The 22631-nt window shown below is 64.4% G+C and carries 22 protein-coding genes; 17 read left to right on the top strand and 5 right to left on the bottom strand.

The window, feature by feature from the left end:
* Positions 1 to 72 precede the first annotated feature (72 nt).
* The 4 genes from dnaK to MYCSP_RS20325 are packed head-to-tail and all read left to right on the top strand — an operon-like array spanning position 73 to position 4279.
* Entirely contained in the window at positions 73 to 1941 is a 1869-nt protein-coding gene (gene dnaK / locus MYCSP_RS20340; protein ID WP_070911963.1) for a molecular chaperone DnaK, read from the top strand.
* On the top strand, positions 1938 to 2660 hold the full coding sequence (gene grpE, locus MYCSP_RS20335) for a nucleotide exchange factor GrpE (protein WP_088414925.1): 723 nt from the start codon (positions 1938 to 1940) through the stop codon (positions 2658 to 2660). Before dnaK ends, grpE begins: the two co-directional genes overlap by 4 nt.
* 45 nt (positions 2661 to 2705) lie before the next feature.
* Positions 2706 to 3890, top strand: coding sequence for a molecular chaperone DnaJ (gene dnaJ / locus MYCSP_RS20330; RefSeq protein ID WP_070911965.1), 1185 nt, complete (start codon positions 2706 to 2708; stop codon positions 3888 to 3890).
* Positions 3887 to 4279 carry a heat shock protein transcriptional repressor HspR gene (locus MYCSP_RS20325; protein ID WP_070911966.1) on the top strand — a complete coding sequence of 131 codons (393 nt, stop codon included), beginning with the start codon at positions 3887 to 3889 and terminating at the stop codon, positions 4277 to 4279. Before dnaJ ends, MYCSP_RS20325 begins: the two co-directional genes overlap by 4 nt.
* On the opposite strand, the gene MYCSP_RS20320 is transcribed toward MYCSP_RS20325, so the two are convergent.
* Entirely contained in the window at positions 4276 to 5430 is a 1155-nt protein-coding gene (locus tag MYCSP_RS20320) for an FAD-binding oxidoreductase (protein WP_070911967.1), read from the bottom strand. The two genes, MYCSP_RS20325 and MYCSP_RS20320, sit on opposite strands and share 4 nt — an antisense overlap.
* A 397-nt stretch (positions 5431 to 5827) precedes the next feature.
* Here MYCSP_RS20320 and MYCSP_RS23560 point away from each other — a divergent pair, with 397 nt between their 5' ends.
* The 5 genes from MYCSP_RS23560 to ttfA all read left to right on the top strand — a co-directional run bounded on the left by MYCSP_RS23560 (position 5828) and on the right by ttfA (position 11446).
* Entirely contained in the window at positions 5828 to 6322 is a 495-nt protein-coding gene (locus MYCSP_RS23560) for an SRPBCC family protein (RefSeq protein WP_234809255.1), read from the top strand.
* A 51-nt stretch (positions 6323 to 6373) separates the two neighbouring features.
* On the top strand, positions 6374 to 6910 hold the full coding sequence (locus MYCSP_RS20310; protein WP_088414921.1) for an SRPBCC family protein: 537 nt from the start codon (positions 6374 to 6376) through the stop codon (positions 6908 to 6910).
* 39 nt (positions 6911 to 6949) lie between these two features.
* The gene (locus MYCSP_RS20305) at positions 6950 to 7867 is read left to right on the top strand and encodes an SRPBCC family protein (RefSeq protein WP_083019687.1); all 918 of its coding nucleotides are present in this window, start codon (positions 6950 to 6952) and stop codon (positions 7865 to 7867) included.
* A 141-nt stretch (positions 7868 to 8008) separates the two neighbouring features.
* Complete coding sequence (gene clpB / locus MYCSP_RS20300; RefSeq protein ID WP_088414918.1) at positions 8009 to 10555, top strand: ATP-dependent chaperone ClpB; 2547 nt, start codon at positions 8009 to 8011, stop codon at positions 10553 to 10555.
* Between the two features lie 159 nt (positions 10556 to 10714).
* On the top strand, positions 10715 to 11446 hold the full coding sequence (ttfA, locus tag MYCSP_RS20295) for a trehalose monomycolate transport factor TtfA (RefSeq protein WP_070911971.1): 732 nt from the start codon (positions 10715 to 10717) through the stop codon (positions 11444 to 11446).
* Here the strand turns inward: ttfA and MYCSP_RS20290 are convergent.
* Complete coding sequence (locus MYCSP_RS20290; protein WP_083019691.1) at positions 11443 to 14241, bottom strand: MMPL/RND family transporter; 2799 nt, start codon at positions 14239 to 14241, stop codon at positions 11443 to 11445. The genes ttfA and MYCSP_RS20290 overlap by 4 nt on opposite strands.
* The gene (locus MYCSP_RS20285; protein ID WP_070911973.1) at positions 14241 to 14708 is read right to left on the bottom strand and encodes an MmpS family transport accessory protein; all 468 of its coding nucleotides are present in this window, start codon (positions 14706 to 14708) and stop codon (positions 14241 to 14243) included. Before MYCSP_RS20285 ends, MYCSP_RS20290 begins: the two co-directional genes overlap by 1 nt.
* Positions 14709 to 14830: 122 nt before the next feature.
* Here MYCSP_RS20285 and MYCSP_RS20280 point away from each other — a divergent pair, with 122 nt between their 5' ends.
* The 6 genes from MYCSP_RS20280 to MYCSP_RS20255 all read left to right on the top strand — a co-directional run bounded on the left by MYCSP_RS20280 (position 14831) and on the right by MYCSP_RS20255 (position 19387).
* Positions 14831 to 15622: an SDR family NAD(P)-dependent oxidoreductase gene (locus MYCSP_RS20280; protein ID WP_083019693.1), complete on the top strand. Its 792-nt coding sequence runs from the start codon at positions 14831 to 14833 to the stop codon at positions 15620 to 15622.
* Positions 15609 to 16181: an orotate phosphoribosyltransferase gene (pyrE, locus tag MYCSP_RS20275; protein ID WP_070911975.1), complete on the top strand. Its 573-nt coding sequence runs from the start codon at positions 15609 to 15611 to the stop codon at positions 16179 to 16181. Before MYCSP_RS20280 ends, pyrE begins: the two co-directional genes overlap by 14 nt.
* Complete coding sequence (locus MYCSP_RS20270) at positions 16178 to 17080, top strand: hypothetical protein (RefSeq protein WP_083019695.1); 903 nt, start codon at positions 16178 to 16180, stop codon at positions 17078 to 17080. Before pyrE ends, MYCSP_RS20270 begins: the two co-directional genes overlap by 4 nt.
* Positions 17073 to 17756 carry a TrmH family RNA methyltransferase gene (locus MYCSP_RS20265; RefSeq protein ID WP_083019697.1) on the top strand — a complete coding sequence of 228 codons (684 nt, stop codon included), beginning with the start codon at positions 17073 to 17075 and terminating at the stop codon, positions 17754 to 17756. The genes MYCSP_RS20270 and MYCSP_RS20265 overlap by 8 nt, the downstream gene beginning before the upstream one ends.
* 100 nt (positions 17757 to 17856) lie before the next feature.
* Entirely contained in the window at positions 17857 to 18954 is a 1098-nt protein-coding gene (locus MYCSP_RS20260) for a glycoside hydrolase family 76 protein (RefSeq protein WP_070911978.1), read from the top strand.
* 1 nt (position 18955) lies between these two features.
* Complete coding sequence (locus MYCSP_RS20255) at positions 18956 to 19387, top strand: acyl-CoA thioesterase (protein WP_088414915.1); 432 nt, start codon at positions 18956 to 18958, stop codon at positions 19385 to 19387.
* A 24-nt stretch (positions 19388 to 19411) separates the two neighbouring features.
* Here MYCSP_RS20255 and MYCSP_RS20250 read toward each other — a convergent pair whose 3' ends face one another.
* Positions 19412 to 19876 carry a hypothetical protein gene (locus MYCSP_RS20250; protein ID WP_131822134.1) on the bottom strand — a complete coding sequence of 155 codons (465 nt, stop codon included), beginning with the start codon at positions 19874 to 19876 and terminating at the stop codon, positions 19412 to 19414.
* 101 nt (positions 19877 to 19977) lie between these two features.
* Positions 19978 to 20637 carry a DedA family protein gene (locus MYCSP_RS20245; RefSeq protein WP_088415690.1) on the bottom strand — a complete coding sequence of 220 codons (660 nt, stop codon included), beginning with the start codon at positions 20635 to 20637 and terminating at the stop codon, positions 19978 to 19980.
* Between the two features lie 143 nt (positions 20638 to 20780).
* On the opposite strand from MYCSP_RS20245, the gene fbaA reads away from it, so the two are divergent.
* Both fbaA and MYCSP_RS20235 read left to right on the top strand, forming a co-directional pair.
* A complete protein-coding gene (gene fbaA, locus MYCSP_RS20240) occupies positions 20781 to 21824 on the top strand; it encodes a class II fructose-bisphosphate aldolase (protein WP_070911981.1) in 1044 nt (347 codons plus the stop codon).
* 34 nt (positions 21825 to 21858) lie between these two features.
* Complete coding sequence (locus MYCSP_RS20235; protein ID WP_235629500.1) at positions 21859 to 22401, top strand: hypothetical protein; 543 nt, start codon at positions 21859 to 21861, stop codon at positions 22399 to 22401.
* Positions 22402 to 22631 lie beyond the last annotated feature (230 nt).

Genomic DNA, 22631 nt, shown 5'->3' with positions numbered 1-22631 from the left:
AAAGATCCGGACGAGGCAAACTTGAGCGGATCTCACTGAAGGCATTGAGGTAACCAACAGGAGGAATGAACTATGGCTCGTGCGGTCGGAATCGACCTCGGGACCACCAACTCCGTTGTCGCCGTCCTCGAAGGCGGCGACCCGGTAGTTGTCGCGAACTCGGAAGGCTCTCGGACCACCCCGTCCGTCGTTGCGTTCGCGCGCAATGGCGAGGTGCTGGTCGGGCAGCCCGCCAAGAACCAGGCGGTGACCAACGTCGACCGGACCATCCGTTCGGTCAAGCGTCACATGGGCACCGATTGGTCCGTGGAAATCGACGGAAAGAACTACACCCCCCAGGAGATCAGCGCCCGCACGCTGCAGAAGCTGAAGCGCGACGCCGAGGCCTACCTGGGTGAAGACATCGAGGACGCCGTCATCACCGTGCCGGCGTACTTCAACGACGCTCAGCGTCAAGCCACCAAGGAAGCCGGCCAGATCGCCGGTCTGAACGTGCTGCGCATCGTCAACGAGCCGACCGCTGCCGCCCTGGCCTATGGCCTGGACAAGGGCGAGAAGGAACAGACCATCCTGGTCTTCGACCTCGGTGGTGGCACCTTCGACGTGTCGCTGCTGGAGATCGGCGACGGCGTCGTCGAGGTGCGTGCGACCTCCGGTGACAACCACCTCGGTGGTGACGACTGGGACGAACGCATCGTGACCTGGCTCGTCGACAAGTTCAAGGCCAGCGCCGGTATCGACCTGACCAAGGACAAGATGGCGATGCAGCGTCTGCGTGAGGCTGCCGAGAAGGCCAAGATCGAGCTCTCCAGCTCGCAGAGCACCTCGATCAACCTGCCGTACATCACAGTGGACGCGGACAAGAACCCGTTGTTCCTCGACGAGCAGCTGACGCGTGCCGAGTTCCAGAAGATCACCCAGGATCTGCTGGACCGCACCCGCAAGCCGTTCCAGTCGGTGATCAAGGACGCCGGCGTTTCTGTGGCCGACATCGACCACGTGGTGCTGGTGGGTGGTTCCACCCGTATGCCTGCCGTGACCGATCTGGTCAAGGAACTGACCGGTGGCAAGGAGCCCAACAAGGGCGTCAACCCGGACGAGGTTGTCGCCGTGGGCGCCGCGCTGCAGGCCGGTGTGCTGAAGGGCGAGGTCAAAGACGTTCTGCTGCTTGACGTCACCCCGCTTTCCCTCGGCATCGAGACCAAGGGTGGCGTGATGACCAAGCTCATCGAGCGCAACACCACCATCCCCACCAAGCGGTCCGAGACCTTCACCACGGCAGACGACAACCAGCCGTCGGTGCAGATCCAGGTGTACCAGGGTGAGCGCGAAATCGCTTCGCACAACAAGCTCCTGGGCTCCTTCGAGCTGACCGGTATTCCGCCGGCCCCGCGCGGCGTGCCGCAGATCGAGGTCACCTTCGACATCGATGCCAACGGCATCGTGCACGTGACCGCGAAGGACAAGGGCACCGGCAAGGAGAACACGATCAAGATCCAGGAAGGCTCCGGCCTCTCCAAGGAAGAGATCGACCGGATGATCAAGGACGCCGAGGCGCACGCCGACGAGGACAAGAAGCGTCGCGAAGAGGCTGATGTCCGCAACCAGGCCGAGTCGCTGGTCTACCAGACGGAGAAGTTCGTCAAGGAGCAGCGCGAGCCTGCGGAGGGCACCGAGAAGGTCGTCGACGACGAGACCCTGTCCAAGGTCGACGACGCGATCGCCGAGGCCAAGAAGGCGCTGGAAGGCACCGACATCGGCGCCATCAAGGCGGCCATGGAGAAGCTCGGCGAGCAGTCGCAGGCGCTGGGCCAGGCCATCTACGAGGCCGCGGCCGCCAAGGCTCAGTCCGAGGGCGCGGGGACTGAAGGTGGCGCAGGCTCTGCCGATAACGATGTCGTTGACGCCGAGGTCGTTGACGAGGAGAAGGACGGCAAGTGACCCCGTCAGGTGGGCAAGATCGGGAAGAAGATCGCGAACCGGTGACCGTCACCGACAAGCGCCGGATCGATCCCAACACCGGCGCGGTCCGCGAAGAGGCAAAGGCGGCTGAAAACAAGGCTGCCGCAGCGGAACCGGGGGCTTCGGCACCCGGAGCCGCAGGGTCGGCGACATCCGGCCCTGCGGCCGCGGCCTCGGAGGGCGGCTCGGATGCGGATGCCAAGGTGGCCGAACTGACGGCCGATCTGCAGCGTGCGCATGCCGATTTCGCCAACTACCGCAAGCGGGTGGAACGGGACCGGCAGGCCGTCATCGATTCGGCCAAGGCCTCTGTGGTGGCTCAGCTGCTGGGTGTGCTCGACGATCTCGAGCGCGCGCGAGAGCACGGCGACCTGGAATCGGGTCCGCTGCGCAGTGTTTCGGACAAGCTGACCGCGGCCCTCGAAGGGCTGGGGCTGGCGACGTTCGGGGCCGAGGGCGATGACTTCGATCCCTCTCTGCACGAGGCGGTTCAGCACGACGGCCAAGATGGCCATCCGGTACTGGCCGCGGTGCTGCGCAAGGGCTACAAGATGGGCGATCGGGTGCTTCGCACCGCGATGGTCGTCGTCACGGACGGTAATCCCAGCGATGCGGCCAAACCCGAAGCCGGCGACACGGCTCAGCAGGAACCCGAAGCAGCGGGTGCCGAAACACAATCCAAGACAGAATCAGAGTAAGAACTGCACAGCAAGACCCGATGGACGCGAAGGAGGTGATGTCGGGTGACGCAACGTGAATGGGTCGAGAAGGACTTCTACAAGGAGCTCGGCATCTCCTCCACCGCGACCCAGGATGAGATCAAGAAGGCCGCGCGCAAGCTGCTGGCCGAGAACCACCCGGACCGCAACCCCGGAAACCAGGCCGCCGAGGATCGTTACAAGGCGGTCAGTGAAGCCAAGGATGTGCTGTCTGACCCGGCCAAACGCAAGGAGTATGACGAGACCCGTCGACTCTTCGCCGGTGGCGGATTCGGACGTCGTTTCGGTGACAACGGATTCGGCGGCGGTGGTGGATTCAGCGGTGGCGGTAACAGCGCCGAGTTCAACCTCAACGACTTGTTCGGCAACGCCGATACCTCCGGCGGAGGCGGGATCGGTGACCTGTTCGGCGGTCTGTTCGGGCAGCGTGCGCAACCACGCGCCAGCCGGCCGCGCCGGGGCAACGACCTGGAAACCGAAACCCAGCTCGACTTCGTCGAGGCGTGCAAGGGCGTATCGGTTCCGTTGCGGCTCACCAGCCCGGCGCCATGCACCACCTGCCACGGCAGCGGCGCCCGCCCGGGCACCAGCCCGAAGGTCTGCGGCTCCTGCAACGGCAGCGGTGTCATCAACCGGAACCAGGGTGCGTTCGGATTCTCCGAGCCCTGCTCCGATTGCCGTGGCACGGGCTCGATCATCGAGAACCCCTGCACGGACTGCGACGGCACCGGGGTCACCACCCGGACCCGCACCATCACCGTGCGGATCCCGCCGGGAGTCGACGACGGCCAACGTATTCGGCTGGCCGGGCAGGGTGAGGCCGGTCTGCGCGGCGCTCCTTCGGGCGACCTGTACGTCACCGTTCACGTGCGTCCCGACAAGGTGTTCAGCCGAGACGGCGACGACCTGACTCTCACCGTTCCGGTGAGCTTCACCGAATTGGCTTTGGGTGCCACGGTTTCCGTGCCGACTCTGGAAGGCCGCGTCGGGGTGAAGGTGCCCGCGGGCACCTCCGACGGACGCATTCTGCGGGTGCGCGGACGGGGCATCCCTAAGCGCGCGGGCGGCAACGGCGACCTGTTGGTCACCGTCAAGGTCGCCGTGCCGTCGAAGTTGGAAGACAGTGCGCTGGAGGCCTTGCAGCGTTATCAGGTGGCCGAGAAGGCCAGCGGATTCGATCCGCGCGCAGGCTGGGCGGGTGCACGATGACGCCCCGCCGTCAGCCCGAGCGCGGAGCCCGCACTTTCCTGATCTCTGTGGCCGCCGAGCTCGCCGGCATGCACGCGCAGACCCTGCGCACGTACGACCGGCTGGGACTGGTGAGCCCCGAACGCACCGCGGGCGGCGGGCGGCGCTACTCGCAGCGTGATGTTGATCTGCTGCGCGAGGTGCAGCGGCTCTCACAGGACGAGGGCGTCAATCTCGCGGGCATCAAACGGGTCATCGAGCTGGCCAATCAGGTTGAGGCCTTGCAAGCCAAGGTCGCCGAGCTGACGGCCGAGGTGACCCAACTGCGTGCCGCGACCGCGGGACGCGAGGTCGCGGTCATCCCCAAGAGCACCGCAGTCGTCGTCTGGCAGCCGCGCCAGCAGCGCTAGAGCGGGTCGTGCTGGATTCTGGAGGCGTCGGCCCCCTTGGCCACCAGTGCTTCCTTGGTGGCGCTGATCATCGCGGCCGATCCGCCGAGCAGAATCTGGCGATCACCCCAGCCGCCATAGGTGGTCACCACTTCCGAGAGCAGCCCGGTCTGCCGTACATGCAGACCGCGGGGCGGCGTCGGATCGTGGTATTCGGCGGCCCAATCGGGGTTGCGCGGGTATTCGGTGACCGGTGTGACCGACAGCCACGGATTTGTCGAAGCGATATGCCACAGCGTCCACAGGTCATAGAGCTCCTGCGGATAGCGCGCCCCGTAAAACAGGTGAACCCTGGGGTTTTCGGCCCATTGAGATAGCTCCATGATGAGGCATCGCAGCGGGGCGATGCCCGTACTGCCCGCGACCATGAGGACGTCTCCGCCCTCGCGGTCCACCGAGAGCGCACCGAGCGGCGGCGAGATGCGCCAGGTGTCGCCCACCTTGGTCTTGTTGACCATGTCGCCGCTCACGAGTCCGCCGGGTACCGCCTTGACGTGAAATTCGAGGTATCCCTCGGGATCCGGTGGAATCGCCAGGCTCAGATAGCGCCAGTTCCGGGGGCTCTGCGGTACCTGGACGTGAACGTACTGCCCGCAGTGATAGTTCATGGGCGCGTTGAGCTTCAGCCGGATCAATGCGAGATCCCGTGAGGTGCGGTGGTATTCGATGACCTTGCCGTCCCACCAGGGCTGGCCACTGTCCGAGGCGGCGGCGCTACGCATCACCTCGATCATCACCGTGTAGACCTCGGTAGCCGTGGCCTCCATGCGCTGATCCCAAATCGGTTGCAGTACTTCGCGTGTGGTGTCTAGGAGGGCCTGACGCATGGTGCCGTACTGGCTGTCGGTGGCGCCGAATTTCCGATGATCGCGCCCCAGTTGCGCCAGGAAGTTGACCAGTCCCTCCGTGCGATAGGCCGCCATCTCCCAGAGCACGAACTGGAGTGCCTGCCGGAAGTGCTCGCGCTGCGTCGACATGTCGGCGGGAAAGAGATCGCCGACGGTGGGGTCGATGGCGAACCAGCGGCTGTAGAAGCTTCGGACAAGTTTGTCTCCCGACAGCTCGACCCCGCCGACCAAGTCGTGCAGTGCTTCGACGTCCTCAAGCCCCACGAGCTTCCGCTGCCTAACCTTTCCAGGGTTCTTCGCTACCGGGAAGCCAGTCTAGGAGGCGAGTCCAAGACTCGTCTGAGAGTGTGTGTGGCCAGATGGGCCACCGGTGGCCTGTGCAATGAGCTTTTCGTGTGCTGGCAGCATCGCCGAAGGCGCGTCGCATCACTACAAGATCAGTGACGGATGCTCATCAAAATTTGCCAACTGCTATTGCGGCATCGGCACCACCCGCTCCGCCGCGCGCTGCCGTTGGTCGCCCTCACTCGAGAGCAGATGGTCGCCGTCCTGGCCCCGACCGTTGATCGGTACTAGGTTTGCCTGGCTAACGAATCCCGTCACCCCGCTCACCAGTTTCGCAGAGTACAAAGGTGTCACCACCAACGATAGAGTGCGGGCTGTGGGTGATTCGAAAGATCCGGCGGATGTCGTCGGCGATTTCTTCTATCCGCACCCTCCGGGGCGCGTATGGAATGTGCTGGTAGACCCCGAGGTGATGGGTGAGTGGTTCGTCGAACAGATCGGGTTTCGCCCCGAGGTGGGCACGCGGTATCGCCTCATGGATCTTCCGGTGCCGATTGCCAATTATTCGGGGAACATCGCATGCGAGGTTCTGGTGGCTACGCGGAACAAGGAACTGGCGATTTCCTGGTGGGATACGAAGCTGGATGCGCCAGTCGCCTGGCGAACCAGATGGATTCTGTGTGCGGTCCCGGGCGGAACCATGGTGACCTTGAGTCGGCCCGCATTCGACAGTGACGACCCTGCTGTGCGAAGGATGGCCGCGCTCTCAGACCGATTCTGGCCGACCGCGATGACCAAGCTGGGACGCTTGATCGAGCGCGCAGCGACTGCCTCGATAGACGAGGGAGACACCGAACGCTCGTGCGGCTGAGTTTGCTTGGCTAACAGATGAGAACACGGCGGTAACCCAGATTGATGGGGTATGAAAGGTAACCCCATCAATCTGGAGAGTGCCGTGCCCGACGACGCGAACGACATCGCCACCATCCTTCTGGACCAGTTCTATCGACATCCGCCCGAGCGAGTATGGGCGGTGCTGGTGTGTCCGGACGCCATGGAGGAATGGCTGATGGACCCGATTGGATTCCGGCCGGAGGTTGGAACGCGCTTCCGCTTCAGCGCCTTTCCCATACCGATGGCGGATTTCTCGGGCGCGCTGTCCTGCGAGGTGTTGGCGGCTACCCCCAACAGGGTGCTGTCGATCCGGTGGTGGGACATGAAGTCGTCGAGGCAGACGGTGTGGACCGTGACCTGGACACTGCAGGAGGTTCCGGGCGGCACCATGGTCACCCTGCGTCACGACGGGTTCGATCTCGATGATGCCGCGTCACGCGTCTACCGGACGATCTCCGAACGCGGCTGGCCCGGCACGCTGGGCAGGCTCGGTCGATGCATCGATGACGCGCCGGCCGGCGATGACTGGCCACCGCGTTGTCTGGTCACCGATGTATCCGCCTGATCGCCCCCGCGCGTCACGTGACTGCTGTATCCCAGGGGTATGACCGCGGCGCGCGATGACCTGACATCGGTGACGGTTGGGCAGTTCTTCCCGTATCCCGCCGTGCAGGTGTGGCGCGCGATGACGTCGCCCGCGTCGCTCTCGGACTGGACGACCGATCTCGACCAGAACTCCGTGGCGACGGGCAAGTCCTTCTCATTCACCACCTTCCCGATGCCGGAGGTGAATTTTGGCGGGCGGGGGGACTGCGAGTTCACCGATGTCGTGCCTCGCGAACGTTTGGCCTATCGGTTCACCACGCCCGAGAACTCGTTGAATCTGCAGGTCACCTGGACGCTCCATGCCGAGCCGGGTGGTACGCGTCTGTTGGTGGTACACGACGGATTCGACGTCGCCGATCCTGCCCACGTGCGGCTTCGGGCCCTGGTGCGGGAAATCTGGACCGTGGCCATGTCGCGCATGGGAGAGCTGTTGGCCGTGCCGGGGACGGGCGCCGAACCGCCGCCCGATGACGCGACGTCCTTCAGCCTGGGCGAGTTCTACAACTACCCGCCGCGCACGGTCTGGAACGTCGTCACGTCCAAGGAGTTTGTGGGCGATGTGGTGAACGAACACGACTTGGGAGCGGTTCAGGAGGGTGGCCGGTTGACCGTGACCACCTATCCGATCCCGCTTGTCGGGTTCGGCGGCCGAGTGGAGATGCAGTTCCTGGAGGTCCGCGAGCCCGAGCTCATCGTGTGCACATTCGAGATCCCCATCATGGGCGGGATCACCGCGCTCACCCTGACCTGGCGCTTGCGGCCGGTGGACGGTGGAACCCAGCTGTGGTTCACATTGAGCGGATTCGACCCGCAGTCCCCGCTGAATCGCCAGGTCCGGTCGGTTTTGCGTGGGGGAGCGATTCCGGTGTTGTCGCGAGTGGGCGAGCTACTCGAGGGCCGCGGTCACCGTGTGTGAGCCCCGATTGGGTTCCAAGCGCCGCGGGGTGTGATGAGCTAGAGGGAGCTCCAGGAAAAATTTCAAAGTTGAGCGGAACAGACTCAAGATTTTTGACGTTAGAACTAGTGGCCAACTTTTCTCTCAACCCATGGAGGTGTTGTGGACTCGTTCAATCCGACCACGAAAACCCAGGCCGCACTGACCGCTGCCCTCCAGGCGGCGGCAGCAGCAGGCAACCCCGAAATACGCCCCGCTCATCTGTTGGTGGCGCTGCTGAGCCAGACCGATGGCATTGCCGCGCCGCTGCTGCAAGCGGTGGGTGTCGACCCCGCGACCGTGCGCAACGAGGCCCAGGCGATCGCCGACCGGCTTCCCCAGGTCAGTAACGCCAGCGCCAACCCGCAGCTCTCGCGCGACTCCATCGCCGCCATCACCACGGCGCAGCAGCTCGCCACCGAGCTCAACGACGACTACGTATCCACCGAGCACTTGCTCGTCGGCCTGGCCACGGGCGATTCCGATATCGCCAAGCTGCTGGCCAACAACGGGGCCACCCCGCAAGCGCTGCGCGATGCCTTTGTTCAGGTGCGCGGCAGCGGTCGCGTGACCAGCGCGGAGCCCGAGGCGACCTTCCAGGCGTTGGAGAAGTACTCCACGGACCTGACCGCCCGCGCCCGTGAGGGCAAGCTCGACCCGGTGATAGGTCGCGATACCGAGATCCGTCGCGTCGTACAGGTATTGAGCCGCCGTACCAAGAACAACCCGGTGCTGATCGGGGAGCCAGGTGTGGGCAAGACCGCCATCGTGGAGGGCCTGGCGCAGCGCATCGTCGCCGGCGACGTGCCCGAGAGCCTGCGCGGCAAGACCGTCATCTCGCTGGACCTGGGATCGATGGTCGCCGGCGCGAAGTACCGTGGCGAGTTCGAAGAGCGGCTCAAGGCCGTCCTGGACGAGATCAAAAACTCTGCCGGGCAACTGATTACGTTCATCGACGAGCTGCATACCATCGTGGGTGCCGGCGCCACCGGTGAGTCGGCGATGGATGCCGGCAACATGATCAAGCCCATGCTGGCGCGCGGCGAATTGCGGCTGGTCGGTGCCACCACGCTCGACGAGTACCGCAAGTACATCGAGAAGGACGCCGCGCTGGAGCGCCGGTTCCAGCAGGTGCTGGTCGGCGAGCCGTCGGTGGAAGACACCGTCGGCATCCTGCGTGGCCTCAAGGAGCGGTACGAGATCCATCACGGCGTGCGGATCACCGACTCCGCGTTGGTGGCTGCGGCGACGCTGTCCGACAGGTACATCACCTCGCGCTTCCTGCCGGACAAAGCCATTGACCTGGTGGACGAGGCGGCGTCTCGTCTGCGCATGGAAATCGATTCGCGCCCAGTGGAAATCGACGAGGTCGAGCGCGTCGTGCGCCGGCTCGAAATCGAAGAGATGGCGTTGTCCAAGGAAGACGACGAGGCCTCCAAGCAGCGTTTGGACAAGCTGCGCGAGGAACTGGCCGACAAGAAGGAGCGGCTCGCCGAGCTGACCGCGCGCTGGCAGAACGAGAAGAACGCCATCGACGTGGTGCGTGACCTCAAGGAGCAATTGGAAACCCTCAAGGGTGAATCCGATCGCGCCGAACGTGACGGTGATCTGGGTAAGGCCGCCGAGCTGCGCTACGGGCGCATCCCCGAGCTGGAGAAGGAGCTGGAGGCCGCTCTTCCCGGCGTGCAGGCGCGCGAGAGTGTCATGCTCAAGGAGGAGGTCGGGCCCGACGATGTCGCCGACGTGGTGTCGGCGTGGACCGGTATCCCGGCCGGACGGCTCATGGAAGGCGAGACCGCCAAGCTGCTGCGCATGGAAGACGTGCTGGAGGCGCGGGTCGTCGGGCAGAAGAAGGCCGTCACTGCGGTTTCCGATGCGGTGCGCCGTGCCCGGGCCGGTGTCGCCGACCCCAATCGGCCCACCGGATCGTTCCTGTTCCTCGGACCCACCGGCGTCGGCAAGACCGAGCTGGCCAAGGCTCTCGCGGACTTCCTGTTCGACGACGAGCACGCCATGGTGCGTATCGACATGTCCGAATACGGCGAAAAGCACTCTGTGGCAAGGCTTGTCGGTGCTCCACCCGGGTACGTGGGATATGACGCCGGTGGTCAGCTGACCGAGGCGGTGCGGCGACGTCCGTACACGGTGGTGCTGTTCGACGAGGTCGAGAAGGCGCACCCGGATGTGTTCGACGTGCTGCTGCAGGTGCTCGACGAGGGACGTCTGACCGACGGTCAGGGCCGCACGGTGGATTTCCGCAACACCATCTTGATCCTGACCTCGAACCTGGGGTCGGGAGGCACCGAGGAGCAGGTCATGGCCGCGGTGCGAGCCAAATTCAAGCCGGAGTTCATCAACCGGCTCGACGACGTGCTCATCTTCGAGCCGCTCAACCCCGAGGAGCTGGTGCAGATCGTCGACATCCAGCTGGGGCAGTTGCAGAAGCGGCTGGCGCAGCGGCGACTGACACTGGAGGTGTCCGTGCCCGCCAAGAAGTGGCTGGCACAGCGCGGTTTCGACCCGATCTACGGGGCGCGCCCGCTGCGGCGCCTGGTGCAACAGGCGATCGGCGATCAGCTGGCCAAGCAGCTGCTGGCCGGTGATGTGCACGACGGTGACGTCATTCCGGTGAACGTCAGCGCCGACGGCGAATCGCTCATTCTGGGATAAGTAGCTGTCGAGTGTCGACTTATCGCGGTGTCCATGCGGACTTTCGTGCGGTAAGTCGGCACTCGCGGCGCTGCCGCACCCATCACGGACCGGTAACTCTCGGTCACGATCCGAGCGCTCCGCGCGGCAGTTGGGCCGGCACCGGTTAGGCTGTCGCGGATGGCTCTACTTTGGTTCACGCTGTCCGCACTCTGCTTCGTCTGTGCGGGCGTGCTGCTGTATGTCGATATCGGCCGCCGACGTAGCCGCGGACACCGCCGTAAGTCCTGGGCCCGATCCCACGGCTTCGACTACATGTCGCAGGACAAAGAGATCGTCAAGCGCTGGAACCGCGGCGTGATGTCGAGCGCGGGATCGGCCGCGGCTGCCAACGTGGTGCTCGGACAGATCCGTGGCGAGGCCGTCTACGTCTTCGACCTGGAGGACGTCGCGACCATCATCGCGCTGCACCGCAAGGTGGGCACCAACGTCATGGTGGACCTGCGGCTCAAGGTCATGCAGGAGCCCCGCGAGTCCGATATCTGGCTGCTGGGCGCCATCGGGCCGCGCATGGTCTACTCCACCAACCTGGACGCCGCCCGCCGCGCCTGCGATCGGCGCATGGTCACCTTCGCCCACACCGCGCCGGAGACGGCGGAGGTGCTCTGGAACGAGCAGCACTGGACGCTGGCCGCGCTACCCATCAACAGCAACCGTGAGCAGTGGGACGAGGGCCTCAAGGCTGTCCGCCAGTTCAACGATCTGCTGCGGGTGCTGCCCCCGTCCGGTGAATCGGCCCCCTCGCCGATCCAGGCAGCCGCGCGCCCCAGCCGGCCCGTCGGCACCAGCGCCGCGCCTGCCGGCGACCGTCAGCCCGCCCCCGTGGGCCAGGGCCAGCCGCAAGGCCGCTAGGTACGCCGCCAGAGCTGACTCATCGATAGCGGCCACCAGAACTTCTTGTCGAGAATCACCGCGAGCGTGGGCACCGTGAAGGTGCGCACGACGAAGGTGTCGATGATCAGGCCCAGCCCGATCGTCGAGCCCATCTGCGCGACGTTGACCAGACTCGACCCCATCATCGCGAACTGCGTCATCGCGAACACCAGCCCCGCCGTGGTCACCACGCCGCCGGTGCCGGCGATGGACCGGATGACGCCCGTGCGGATGCCTGCGCTCATCTCCTCCTTGAAGCGCGACGCCACCAGCAGGTTGTAGTCGGCGCCCACCGAGATCAGGATCGCGAACACCGCCACCGGTACCGACCAGTGCAGCTGAATACCGAGCACGTGCTGCCAGATCACCAGCGCCAGTCCGAGGGTCGAGGCAAAGGACACCAGCACCGAGCCGATGACGATCAGCGATGCCACCAAACCACGCAACAGGAGCAGGACCACGGTGAAGATCACGGTCAGGCAGCCGATCATGATCAGCTTCTCGTCGCGGTCGAGCATGACGCGCATATCGCCGATCAGCGCCGCGGGGCCGGCGATCTCGATCACGCTGCCCTCCAGACGAGTGCCCTTGAGTGCGTACTTCATCTCACGCGTCAGATCCCGCACACGTTGGATGCCTTCGTCCCCGTAGCTGCTGCCGCTGCCGATGACGATCATCCGGGTGGTGGTGCCGTCCTCGGAGAACATCATCTTCAGATACGGCTTGAAGCGCGGATCCGAGAGCATCTGCGCGGGGAAGTAGAAGTAGTCGCCGGTACCGGCGCTGCTTCGGCCGAGGTCCTGCATGAGCGAGGTCATGGTGTCGATTTGCGACATCATCTGACTCATCTGCTCGTTGGTCTCGGACATCAGATCCTGCATCGAGGACATGGATTCGAGCATGCGCGGCATGGTCCGCGCGGCCTGGGCCAGACCCCCCGTCATGGACCCCGATGTGCTGACGAGGCTTCGCATTTGGTCGGTGACATTCGACATGTTCTCGAAGTTCGACAAGGTGGATTGCGCACCCACACACATCGGGTCGGCGGCGCAGTTCGGTTGCGAACGCACTGCCTCGCGAGTAGGTCCCATCACCGAATTGAGCTGTGATTTGAGCTGATTGAGGCTGGCCTGAATGGGCCCGGCCGCCGCGCTGAATTGTTTGGCGCCCTGCTGTGCGGTACGCAGTGTGCCTTGCAGGCCTTGCAGAGTACCCATCATCGAGTTCATGTTGTCGGTCATGGTGCGCATCCGCTGCTGCCGTTGCTCCATGACGATCTTGTTCTGCGACACCATGGTTCCGGCCATGCCCACGCTGTACATGAGCGAGGTCTGATCCATCGGCATGCCCGTCGGCCGGGTGATCCACTGCACCGATGCGACGCTGTCCAATTTGGTGATCTGTTGCGCAGCCTTCTCCAGGAGGCCGATGTTGGCCGAGGTGCGCAGGTCTTCCGGGGCTCGGATCAGGATCATGTCGGGATTCATCTGCCCTGTGGGAAAGTGCTCTTGAATCGCGTTCATGCCTGCCGCGCTGGGCATGTCCTTGGGGATGAACTGCAGTTCGTCGTAATTGAACGAGGCGCTGGGGATCACCATCATGAGCAGGATCAGCGAGGCGAAGGTGGTCACGAAGATGGGTTTGGGCCAGCGCGCCACCCGAATGCCGACGCGGCGCCACAGTCGTGTCGACCGGGTGGTCGATTTGGGTTCGAACCAGCCGAATCTGCGTGCGCCGATGAGCAGTGCACCGGGCGTCACCGTCACCGCCGAGAGCACCGTGAAGATCATCGTGATGGCGCCCGGTATACCCATCGATTTCATCATGTCCAGTTGTGCGAATGTCATGCAGGACAACGCTCCTGCGACCGTCAGCCCGGACGCGATCACGACGGGCGCCACGCCCCGGTAACCGGCGCGGAAGGCCTCGTCGACGCTCAGGCCGGCACGTCGGCCCTCCTGATAGCGGCCGATGAAAAAGATGGAGTAGTCGGTGCCCGCGCCCAACGCCAGCGCACCCATCAGGGCGTTGGTCATCATCGAGGTGGGAATCAGCCCTGCCAGGGTGAGGAAGCTGGCGATCGGTGTCGCGATCCCCACCGCGACACCCACCGTGATCAGCGGCAGGAATGCGACCACCAGTGATCGGTAAACCAGGAGCAGCAGGCCGCCTACCAGAACGATCGACAGCGCACCGATGATCACCACATCCCGCATCATCGTGTTGATCTGGTCGGCGGCCGCCTGGCTCGTCCCGGTGGCGTAGATCGTGGTGCCCGGGGGCTTGGCGACCTCATCGATGATGCGCTGTACGGCTTTTGCCGATTCCATGGCCTTGGGTCCGCCGATCTCGCCGGACAGCTGCACCTGCGCCAGGGCGACCATCTTGTCCGGGCTTTCGGATGCGGTCGCGAACTGCGGGTCGGACCACATGTCCATGCCCGGCTCCACATGTGCGGTATCGGCCCGCAGCTTCTTCATCAGTTCGGCACGGAACTGACGGTCCTGCTCGGTGAACGGCTGGTCCTTGACGACGACCACGGCGGCGGTGTTGTTGGACTCGGATTCCCCGAACGCCTTGGCCATGTGTTTCAGGGCTGCCGCGGATTGCGTGTTGGTCGGCATCATCGGGCTGCCGTGGGTCAGGGCCAGCTCTTCGAGATTGGGTGCCGAGGCCATGAGGCCGCCGGCCACCATCATCAGTAGGCCGATGACCACGAAGGCATGCCTGCTGATGATGCCGGCGAAGCGTCCGAATATGGGGCTGTCGTGCATCAGCGGCCACCTTGCGGGTCGAGTTTCTGAAATGCGACGAGGTTGCAGCTCACCGAGGGGCTGCGGCCGGTGTCGGTCTTCTCGTCGGCGACCTTGCCGTCGACGGTGATGCGACAGGTGATAGTCCCGGCGGATATCGCCGTGACACCCGCCGTGAACCCGAAGTCACTGGTGGTCAGGCTGGTATGCCAGGGTGTGGCGCCGTTGAAGAGGCGAGACTGGCCCTTTTCGTCGAGGTAGGACACCGTGACGGGTTGGCCCCCGCTGGACACCTCGTAGGTCACGGTCTTCGGTTGGCTCAACGACATGGCGCTGACCGGTTGCGCGGTCGGGACGACCTCGGGGGTCGGCAGCGCAACCTTTGGTGCAGTGGTTATGTAGGTGCCCGCGGCGATCCACAAGACGACGAGCACCGGGTAGATCCAGCGCTGACGCTCGATGAGCCACCCCACCAGCCGGTCGAACATTTCGCGATGCTAGCAACGCTTGCTCACGCAAGCGGCAGTTTCCGGACAATTCATATCAGTAACTTTTAGTACCGGTTATTCGGCGGATGGGGCGGCCGGTCAGCCGGGTACGCTGACCAACCATGGCTGCCACGAACTCGGTGCGCCCCGTGGCGCTGGTTACCGGCCCCACCTCGGGCCTGGGTGGTGGCTTCGCCCGTAAGTACGCATCGCTCGGGTATGACCTCGTACTCGTGGCCCGTGACGAGCAGCGGCTGGGAGCGCTGGCCGACGAGCTCACCTGCCGGTTCGGGATACGTGTCGAGGTGCTGCCCGCTGACCTGGCCGATGCCGCCGATCGCGCCAAGGTCGCCGAGCGCCTCGCCTCCGGGGTGACGGTGTTGATCAACAATGCGGGATTCGCGACCGCCGGCGAGTTCTGGACGGCGGCTCCCGAGTTATTGCATGCGCAGCTCGATGTGAATGTCACCGCCGTGATGGAACTGACCCGCGCGGCCCTGCCGTCGATGGTCGAGGCCGGCGCCGGCACCGTCATCAACGTGGCGAGTGTGGCCGGATTGGTGTCCGGGCGCGGATCGACATACTCGGCATCCAAGGCCTGGGTGGTGTCCTTCACCGAAGGGTTGGCAAATGGGTTGCTGGGCACCGGTGTTGGTATGCATGTGTTGTGCCCCGGGTTCATCCGCACCGAGTTTCACCAGCGGGCCGGAATCGAGATGGGAACCATCCCGGAGTTCATGTGGCTCCAGGTAGACGACGTGGTCAACACGTGCCTGCAGGATGTCGCCGCGGGTAAGGTGCTCAGCGTTCCGGGTGTCCAGTACAAGGCCATCACATCGGTAACGCGGGTGATACCAAGAGGTTTGGTTCGGAAATTCAACAGCGTGGTAGGACGGGGTCGTGGCAGAACTTGATTTAGGACCGGATCTCAACGCCGCCGAGCGCGACGAGTTGGCGGCCTTGGTCCGCGATATCGCCGTGGTGCACGGCAAGGTGACACTGTCTTCGGGCAAGGAGGCCGACTACTACGTCGACCTGAGGCGCGCCACGCTGCATCACCGTGCCGGTGCCTTGATCGGACGGCTGGTCCGCGAGCTGACCGGTGACTGGCAATACGCCGGTGTCGGCGGACTGACCCTCGGGGCCGATCCGGTCGCGACGGCCGTCATGCACGCCCCCGGACGGCCGATCGACGCGTTCGTTGTGCGCAAATCGGTCAAAGCCCATGGTATGCAACGTCTTATCGAGGGATTCGATGTAGCAGGGCAACAGGTGCTGGTGGTCGAGGACACCAGCACCACCGGAGGGTCCGCGCTCACGGCCGTGCACGCGGTCCGCGAGGCGGGTGGCGAGGTGATCGGGGTGGCCACCGTCGTCGACCGTGACACCGGTGCTGCCGAGGCCATCCGCGCCGAAGGTGTTCCCTATCGGTATGTGCTGGGACTGGCGGATCTCGGCCTGGCCGGATCGTGACGTTCCGTAGGTCTCTGGCCGCTCTGCTCGCCGGGGTCCTGATCGTGACGGGCTGTTCGAAAGACTCCGAGAAGCAACTGGTTTACGGCGCACAGACCGCCAAGGTCGGTGAGACGCAAAGTCTGCTGGGCTGGAATCTCAGCGTCGCCAACCTGCGGTTCCAGAACGGGTACGTGCTGGTCGACGTCACCGGTGCGGCAGCCAAACCGGGCGAGAAGCCCGCCGCAGCACAGGATCTGCGATTTGGGTTGTACGGATCGCTGGCGCATCCGCTGGAGGTACCGGCATTGAACAGCTGCCGGGGCCTGGCCGATCTCTCTCTGCATCCGCTGACCGCGGCGCCGTCCGATCAGCTCGCCGGCACGGTGTGCCTGGGGCCCATGCAGAACCAGAGTGCGGTGCGCGGCGTCTACGCGTACTCGGCGAAGGATCGCATTGCCGGAACCACCGTGGCCTACCCGGTGGCCTATCCGTTGGGGCTGCTGCCCACTCCGCAGAACGACTCCGGGCTGGTCATCGTCACCAAGAGCATGGAGGCCTGGCGGGCGAGCGGGCAGCAGATCAGCCAGGTGGATCTGGGCGATCCGAATGCCTTTACCGGCAACGGATTTTCGCTGCTGGGCCTGAGCATCTCGGGAGTCGCGGCTCGTTATCGTGACGAATCGGCCGCGCGCGGGGGGCCGCTGATGGTGACGGTGACGCCGACACTGCCCGGCGAAGGTCTACCGCGCAGTTGTGCGCTCTACGGTGCGTCGGTACTGGTCCTTCCGGACGCCGCCCTGGATGCGGTGCAGCTGCAGCCGTCGCTGTGCTTGCAGGGAGAGATCAATGCGGCCGTGCTTGCCGGGACGCTCTCGGTGATCGGCACCCACGCCGCCGTGTGGACCAACCGTGAGTGACGAGTCGGAAGATCCCGCCGACCGGCCCACGGAGCCATCTCTATGGGGAGCCACCGGCAATGGGGTGGGGCCGTGGGAGCTTGAACGCGGTCTGCCACTGCCGCAGGACCCACGTTATGACCCGGAGCTGTTGCGCGACGGGGATGCTCGCAATGTCGTTGACGTCTACCGCTATTGGCGACGCGACGCGATTGTCGCGGATATCGACGCACGGCGCCACCGGCTGCATATCGCGATCGAGAATTTCGAGAACGATGCCAACATCGGGACGGTGGTGCGCACCGCCAACGCGTTCGCGGTGCACACCGTGCATATCGTCGGGCGGCGCCGGTGGAACCGGCGCGGCGCCATGGTCACCGACCGTTACCAGCATCTGATGCACCACGACAGCACCGAAGAACTGCTGGAGTACGCAGGGCAGACCGGTCTTACCGTGGTGGCCGTCGACAACGTGCCCGGATCGGTGCCCCTGGAGACCGCGCAACTGCCCGAGAACTGCTTGATGGTCTTCGGGCAGGAGGGTCCCGGCGTCACCGATGCGTCCAAAGGCGGTGCCGTGATGACGGTTTCGATCGCTCAATTCGGGTCGACGCGCAGCATCAACGCTGGGGTGGCCGCGGGTATTGCCATGCATGCCTGGATCCGTCAGCACGCTGACCTGACCAAGGCGTGGTAGCGCGACTCTTTCCACTTCTTCCGCCGAGATGACATTGGTGCCGGCGTTTATTCGAGGAGTACCCGCGTCAATGTCATCTCGGCACACATAGACTTGGGATATGGATGTGCTGTGGGCAAACCGCGCCAGTAGCGCCGAAGCCGCAATCACTGCCAGACATTTCTCGCCGCTGTGGCATCTACCACGGATGCGCTTGGGCATCGTCACATGGCCGCCGGCGCCGGGTGCCACCTGGTTCAAGAACTGGCATTACTGGTGGCAGGCGCACCTGCAGGATTGCTTGATCGATGCGCAATTGCGTGACCCGCGGCCGGACCGGCTCAAGTACATCGCGGATATGCAACGCGCGCATCGCTTTCGCAATGTCTTCATGTGGACCAACCAGTACTACGACGACATGGCGTGGTTGGCCCTCGCCATGCAGCGAGCCTCCGAACTCCTGGGTCTGGAGCGCCCCCGCGCACTGAATCGCTTGCGCCAGCAATTCCTCGATGCGTGGATGCCGCAGTACGGCGGTGGCATCCCGTGGCGCAAGCAGGACAGGTTCTTCAACACGCCTGCCAACGGACCGGCGGCAATCGTGTTGGCGCGCACCGGAAGAGTGTGGCGGGCGGAGGTGATGTCCGACTGGATCGACAGGACCCTCGTCGACCCTGACTCGCATCTGGTGATCGACGGCATACAAGAGGACGGCACTCTCGAGCGAGCCACCTATACCTACTGTCAGGGCGTGGTTTTGGGGCTGGAGACCGAACTCGCGGTGCGGACCGCGGAATCGCGGCACGCCGAGCGGGTGCATCGGCTGGTCCACGCCGTCAAGGATCACATGACCTCGGACGGCGTCATTCGTGGCAGTGGTGGTGGAGACGGTGGGCTGTTCAACGGCATCCTGGCGCGCTACCTGGCATTGGTGGTCACGACGCTGCCGCAAAACTCTCCGCAGGACACCGACGCGCGTGCCACCGCTCGCGAGATTCTGCTGTCCTCGGCCGAGTCCGCCTGGGCCAATCGGCTGACGGTGGAAGACCTTCCGTTGTTCGGCGCGGATTGGACACGCACCGCTGATCTGCCGACCGTGCAATCGCAGGCATCGCAGTTCGTCGCCGGCGCGGTCAATCCGTCGACGGTGCCCGAGCGCGATCTGTCGGTGCAGCTGTCCGGCTGGATGCTGCTCGAAGCCGCGCACGTGGTCGCCTGACATGGCGCGTGAGGATTTCAGCTTCTTCCATCCACTGCGGGTGCGGTGGGCCGAGGTCGACATGCAAGGTGTGGTCTTCAATGCCCACTACCTGGCGTTCTTCGACGTCGCGCTCACCGAGTACTGGGCCGCACTGACCGGCGCGCGCAACGCCGGAGGTGACGGAGTCTTCGAGCACATCTATGTGGTGAAGTCGGTCATCGACTATTACGCGCCGGCCCGCTTCGACGATCTACTCGACGTCGGGGTGCGCATTTCCCGGATGGGGACGGCGAGCATGACCTGCCACTTCGAAATCCACCGTGGCGGTGAACATGTCATCACCGGTGAGACCGTGTACGTGCACGCGCTCGACGGTAAGTCGGCCCCGTTCCCGGACGTATTCCGGGACCGGGTAAGCGGATTCGAGAAGACGCCGGTCGACGGGGGCTAAGCCTCGGTCGGTGTCTCGGACCGGTCAGGGCTCGTCCAGACGTCCCTCGTTACGGGCATGGCATACCTTCCAGGAGCCGTTGACCTGCTCGGTGTGATAGACGAGGTTGATCCCGCTGCCGCCCGGATCCTGCGGGTGATGCTCGGAAGTCAACCGAGCCAGCAGATCGACCTGGCCGGGCGGTGATCCCAGCTCCACCGGATGCAAGACCTCTATGTGTGCCAACCCGATGAGGTCGCGTTGAGACTGCATGACCTGACGGACCTGTTCGTCGGTACCGGCAGAGGTGGTGGCGGCGAGGCGGCCGCACACCGTGGCGCGCATCAGGCGCACGTCGACGTTGTTCGCTGCGTTTATGTACGTCTGCACGGCCTCCGACGCACCCGCGATATCTGTCGGCGCAGGCTCCGCGCCGGCGGGCGTCGTAAAGCTCCAACTCGTCAGCGTGATTGCCGTCAACGCTGCCAGACAACTATTGATCTTCCCCACAGCGCGACATTAGCGTAGTTTGCTATGGCGCGCAGCTTTGCACATTTCCCGGTATCTGGTGGATAACCGTGGATCTTGCTGGCGAGTGATCTCGCCGAGGGTTAAGCCTCGGTCGGTGCCTCGGGCTGCTTGGCGGCCTTGCGGCGCCGTATCCATTCGAAGAACATCGGGGCCACCGAGGCCAGCACGATCAGGATGAAGATCGGCTCCAGCAGCTTCTGGATGATCTCGAACTGGCCCAGCCAGTAGCCGAGCAGTGTCAGACCAACGCCCCACACCACGGCGCCCAGGATGTTGTAGAGCGCGAAGATGGGGTAGCTCATCTTGGCCGCGCCGGCGGTGATCGGAGCCAGGGTTCGCACGATGGGCACGAATCGGGCGATCACGATGGCGAACGGACCGCGCTTCGCGAAGAAGGCATGGGCCTCGTCCAGGTAGCGCTGCTTGAGGAAGCGCGCGTCGGGTTTGAACATCGAGGTGCCGATGCCCCGGCCGATCCAGTAGCCGACCTGTCCGCCCAAGATGGCCGCGATCGGGATGAAGACCAGCAGCTGCCAGAGCTGGAAGTTGGCCTGGGGCGCACCGTCGGCGGCAGCCGCGGCCGTTCCGGCGGCCAGCATGCCGGCCACGAACAACAAGGAGTCACCGGGGAGCACCGGGAACAGCACGCCCGACTCCACGAAGATCACCACCAGCAACCCGAGCAGCGCCAAGGTTCCGAAGTGGCTGAGCAGTTTGACCGGATCCAGGAAATCCGGCATGAGTGCCAGGGTGGTAACGGATTCGGGTGCTGCCAGCAAGTTCACGCGGCCAACAGTACCGGCGCTAACTGGCCGCAACCTGCCTGGCTTATGGTGAGGGGCGATTCCTCACGAGAACTCAAGCACTGACATGGAGGTCACCCGTGCCCATCGCGACACCCGAGGTCTACGCGGAAATGCTGAACCGGGCCAAGGAGCATTCCTTCGCCTTCCCGGCCATCAACTGCACCTCGTCAGAAACCATCAACGCCGCGATCAAGGGCTTCGCCGACGCGGGTAGCGACGGCATCATCCAATTCTCCACCGGTGGTGCAGAATTCGGCTCCGGTCTGGGTGTCAAGGACATGGTCACCGGGTCGGTCGCACTCGCCGAGTTCGCGCATGTGGTGGCCGCCAAATACGGCATCACGGTTGCCCTGCACACCGACCACTGCCCCAAGGACAAGCTGGATGGGTTCGTCCGCCCGCTGATCGCAATCTCCCAGGAGCGAGTCGCCGCCGGCCAGAACCCGTTGTTCCAGTCGCACATGTGGGACGGCTCCGCGGTGCCGATCGACGAGAACCTGCAGATCGCCCAGGAACTGCTGGCCGCGACGGCCAAGGCGCACATCATCCTCGAGGTGGAGATCGGTGTCGTCGGCGGTGAAGAAGACGGTGTCGAGGCCGAGATCAACGAGAAGCTCTACACCTCGTCCGAGGACTTCGAGAAGACGGTCGACGCACTCGGTGTCGGCGAGAACGGCCGCTACCTGCTGGCCGCCACCTTCGGGAACGTGCACGGTGTCTACAAGCCCGGCAACGTCAAGCTCAAGCCGGAGGTGTTGGCCGAGGGCCAGCGCGTCGCCGCGGCCAAGCTCGGACTGGCGGAAGGGTCCAAGCCGTTCGACTTCGTGTTCCACGGCGGCTCGGGTTCATTGAAGTCGGAGATCGAGGACTCGCTGCGCTACGGCGTGGTGAAGATGAACGTCGACACCGATACCCAGTACGCATTCACTCGCCCGGTCGCGGGGCACATGTTCGCCAACTACGACGGTGTGCTCAAGATCGACGGCGAGGTGGGCAACAAGAAGACCTACGACCCGCGCAGTTACTTGAAGAAGGCCGAGGCCAGCATGACCGAGCGCGTCATCGAGGCCTGCAACGACCTCAAGTCGGCGGGCCGGTCGGTCTCCGCCGGATTGTCCTAGTCACTCGCGTTCTCCCGCCGGTGGCCTGTCACTGGTGGGAGACTTCTGGCCGCGGCTGATCTTGTTCGCGGGAGAAGAGGGAATCGTGGCGGAGCTCTGGCGGAAACTCGTGGCGGCCTGTCAGCGGGCGGCCGGTGTGCTGGCCCTGCTGGCGCTGGCGGTCGCGGTGGCAGCATTGGTGCTCGCCCTGTGGCGCGGCCACGAGCCGGCGCACGAGTACACCCCGGCACAACGGACCGAGGCGAAGGCGAAGGCATGTGCCAACGCGACCATGGTTCGCAATGCCGTCATGCAGAACACCAATCGGGCGCTGCCGGAGAACGCCGGCACCGTAGGGACGCTCGCGACGGCCGCCAACGCACGGGTCGCTCTTTTCAACGGTGGCCAGTACCTGTTGGCCCGGCTTGATCCCGCGACGCCGCCGGAGTTGGCGCAGAGCATTCAGGAGTTCGGCAACGCGCTTATGGACGTCGGTGCCGCTGCCATTGCTGAGACACCGAACTCGGACCCGAGGCAGGCGCAGCGGCTCGGCAGGGCAGATGAGCTGAGCAAGCACATCGTCGAACTCTGCAAGTAGCCCTATCTGACATGTGTGCAGCGATCTTGTTGTTCGCCCCGTTCATATTTCGCTGTGCCGATCAGTTTTCCGGAAATTCCTGGGACTTCAGATCTCAGGTGAATGCTTGCTGGCAACGGCACTACATCCTTAGTAGACACGGTTGTCAATTGTCCATTACCTGACTCGATAGTCAACTAATTAGCAAACTCCTTTAGTTTTCACTAAATTGAGTATTTATACGTTCTCAA

This window comes from Mycobacteroides saopaulense, assembly GCF_001456355.1.
GTDB classification, from domain to species: domain Bacteria; phylum Actinomycetota; class Actinomycetes; order Mycobacteriales; family Mycobacteriaceae; genus Mycobacterium; species Mycobacterium saopaulense.
The sequence above is the reverse complement of the archived record's forward strand: the minus strand, read 5'-3'. Positions and strand labels throughout refer to the sequence as shown.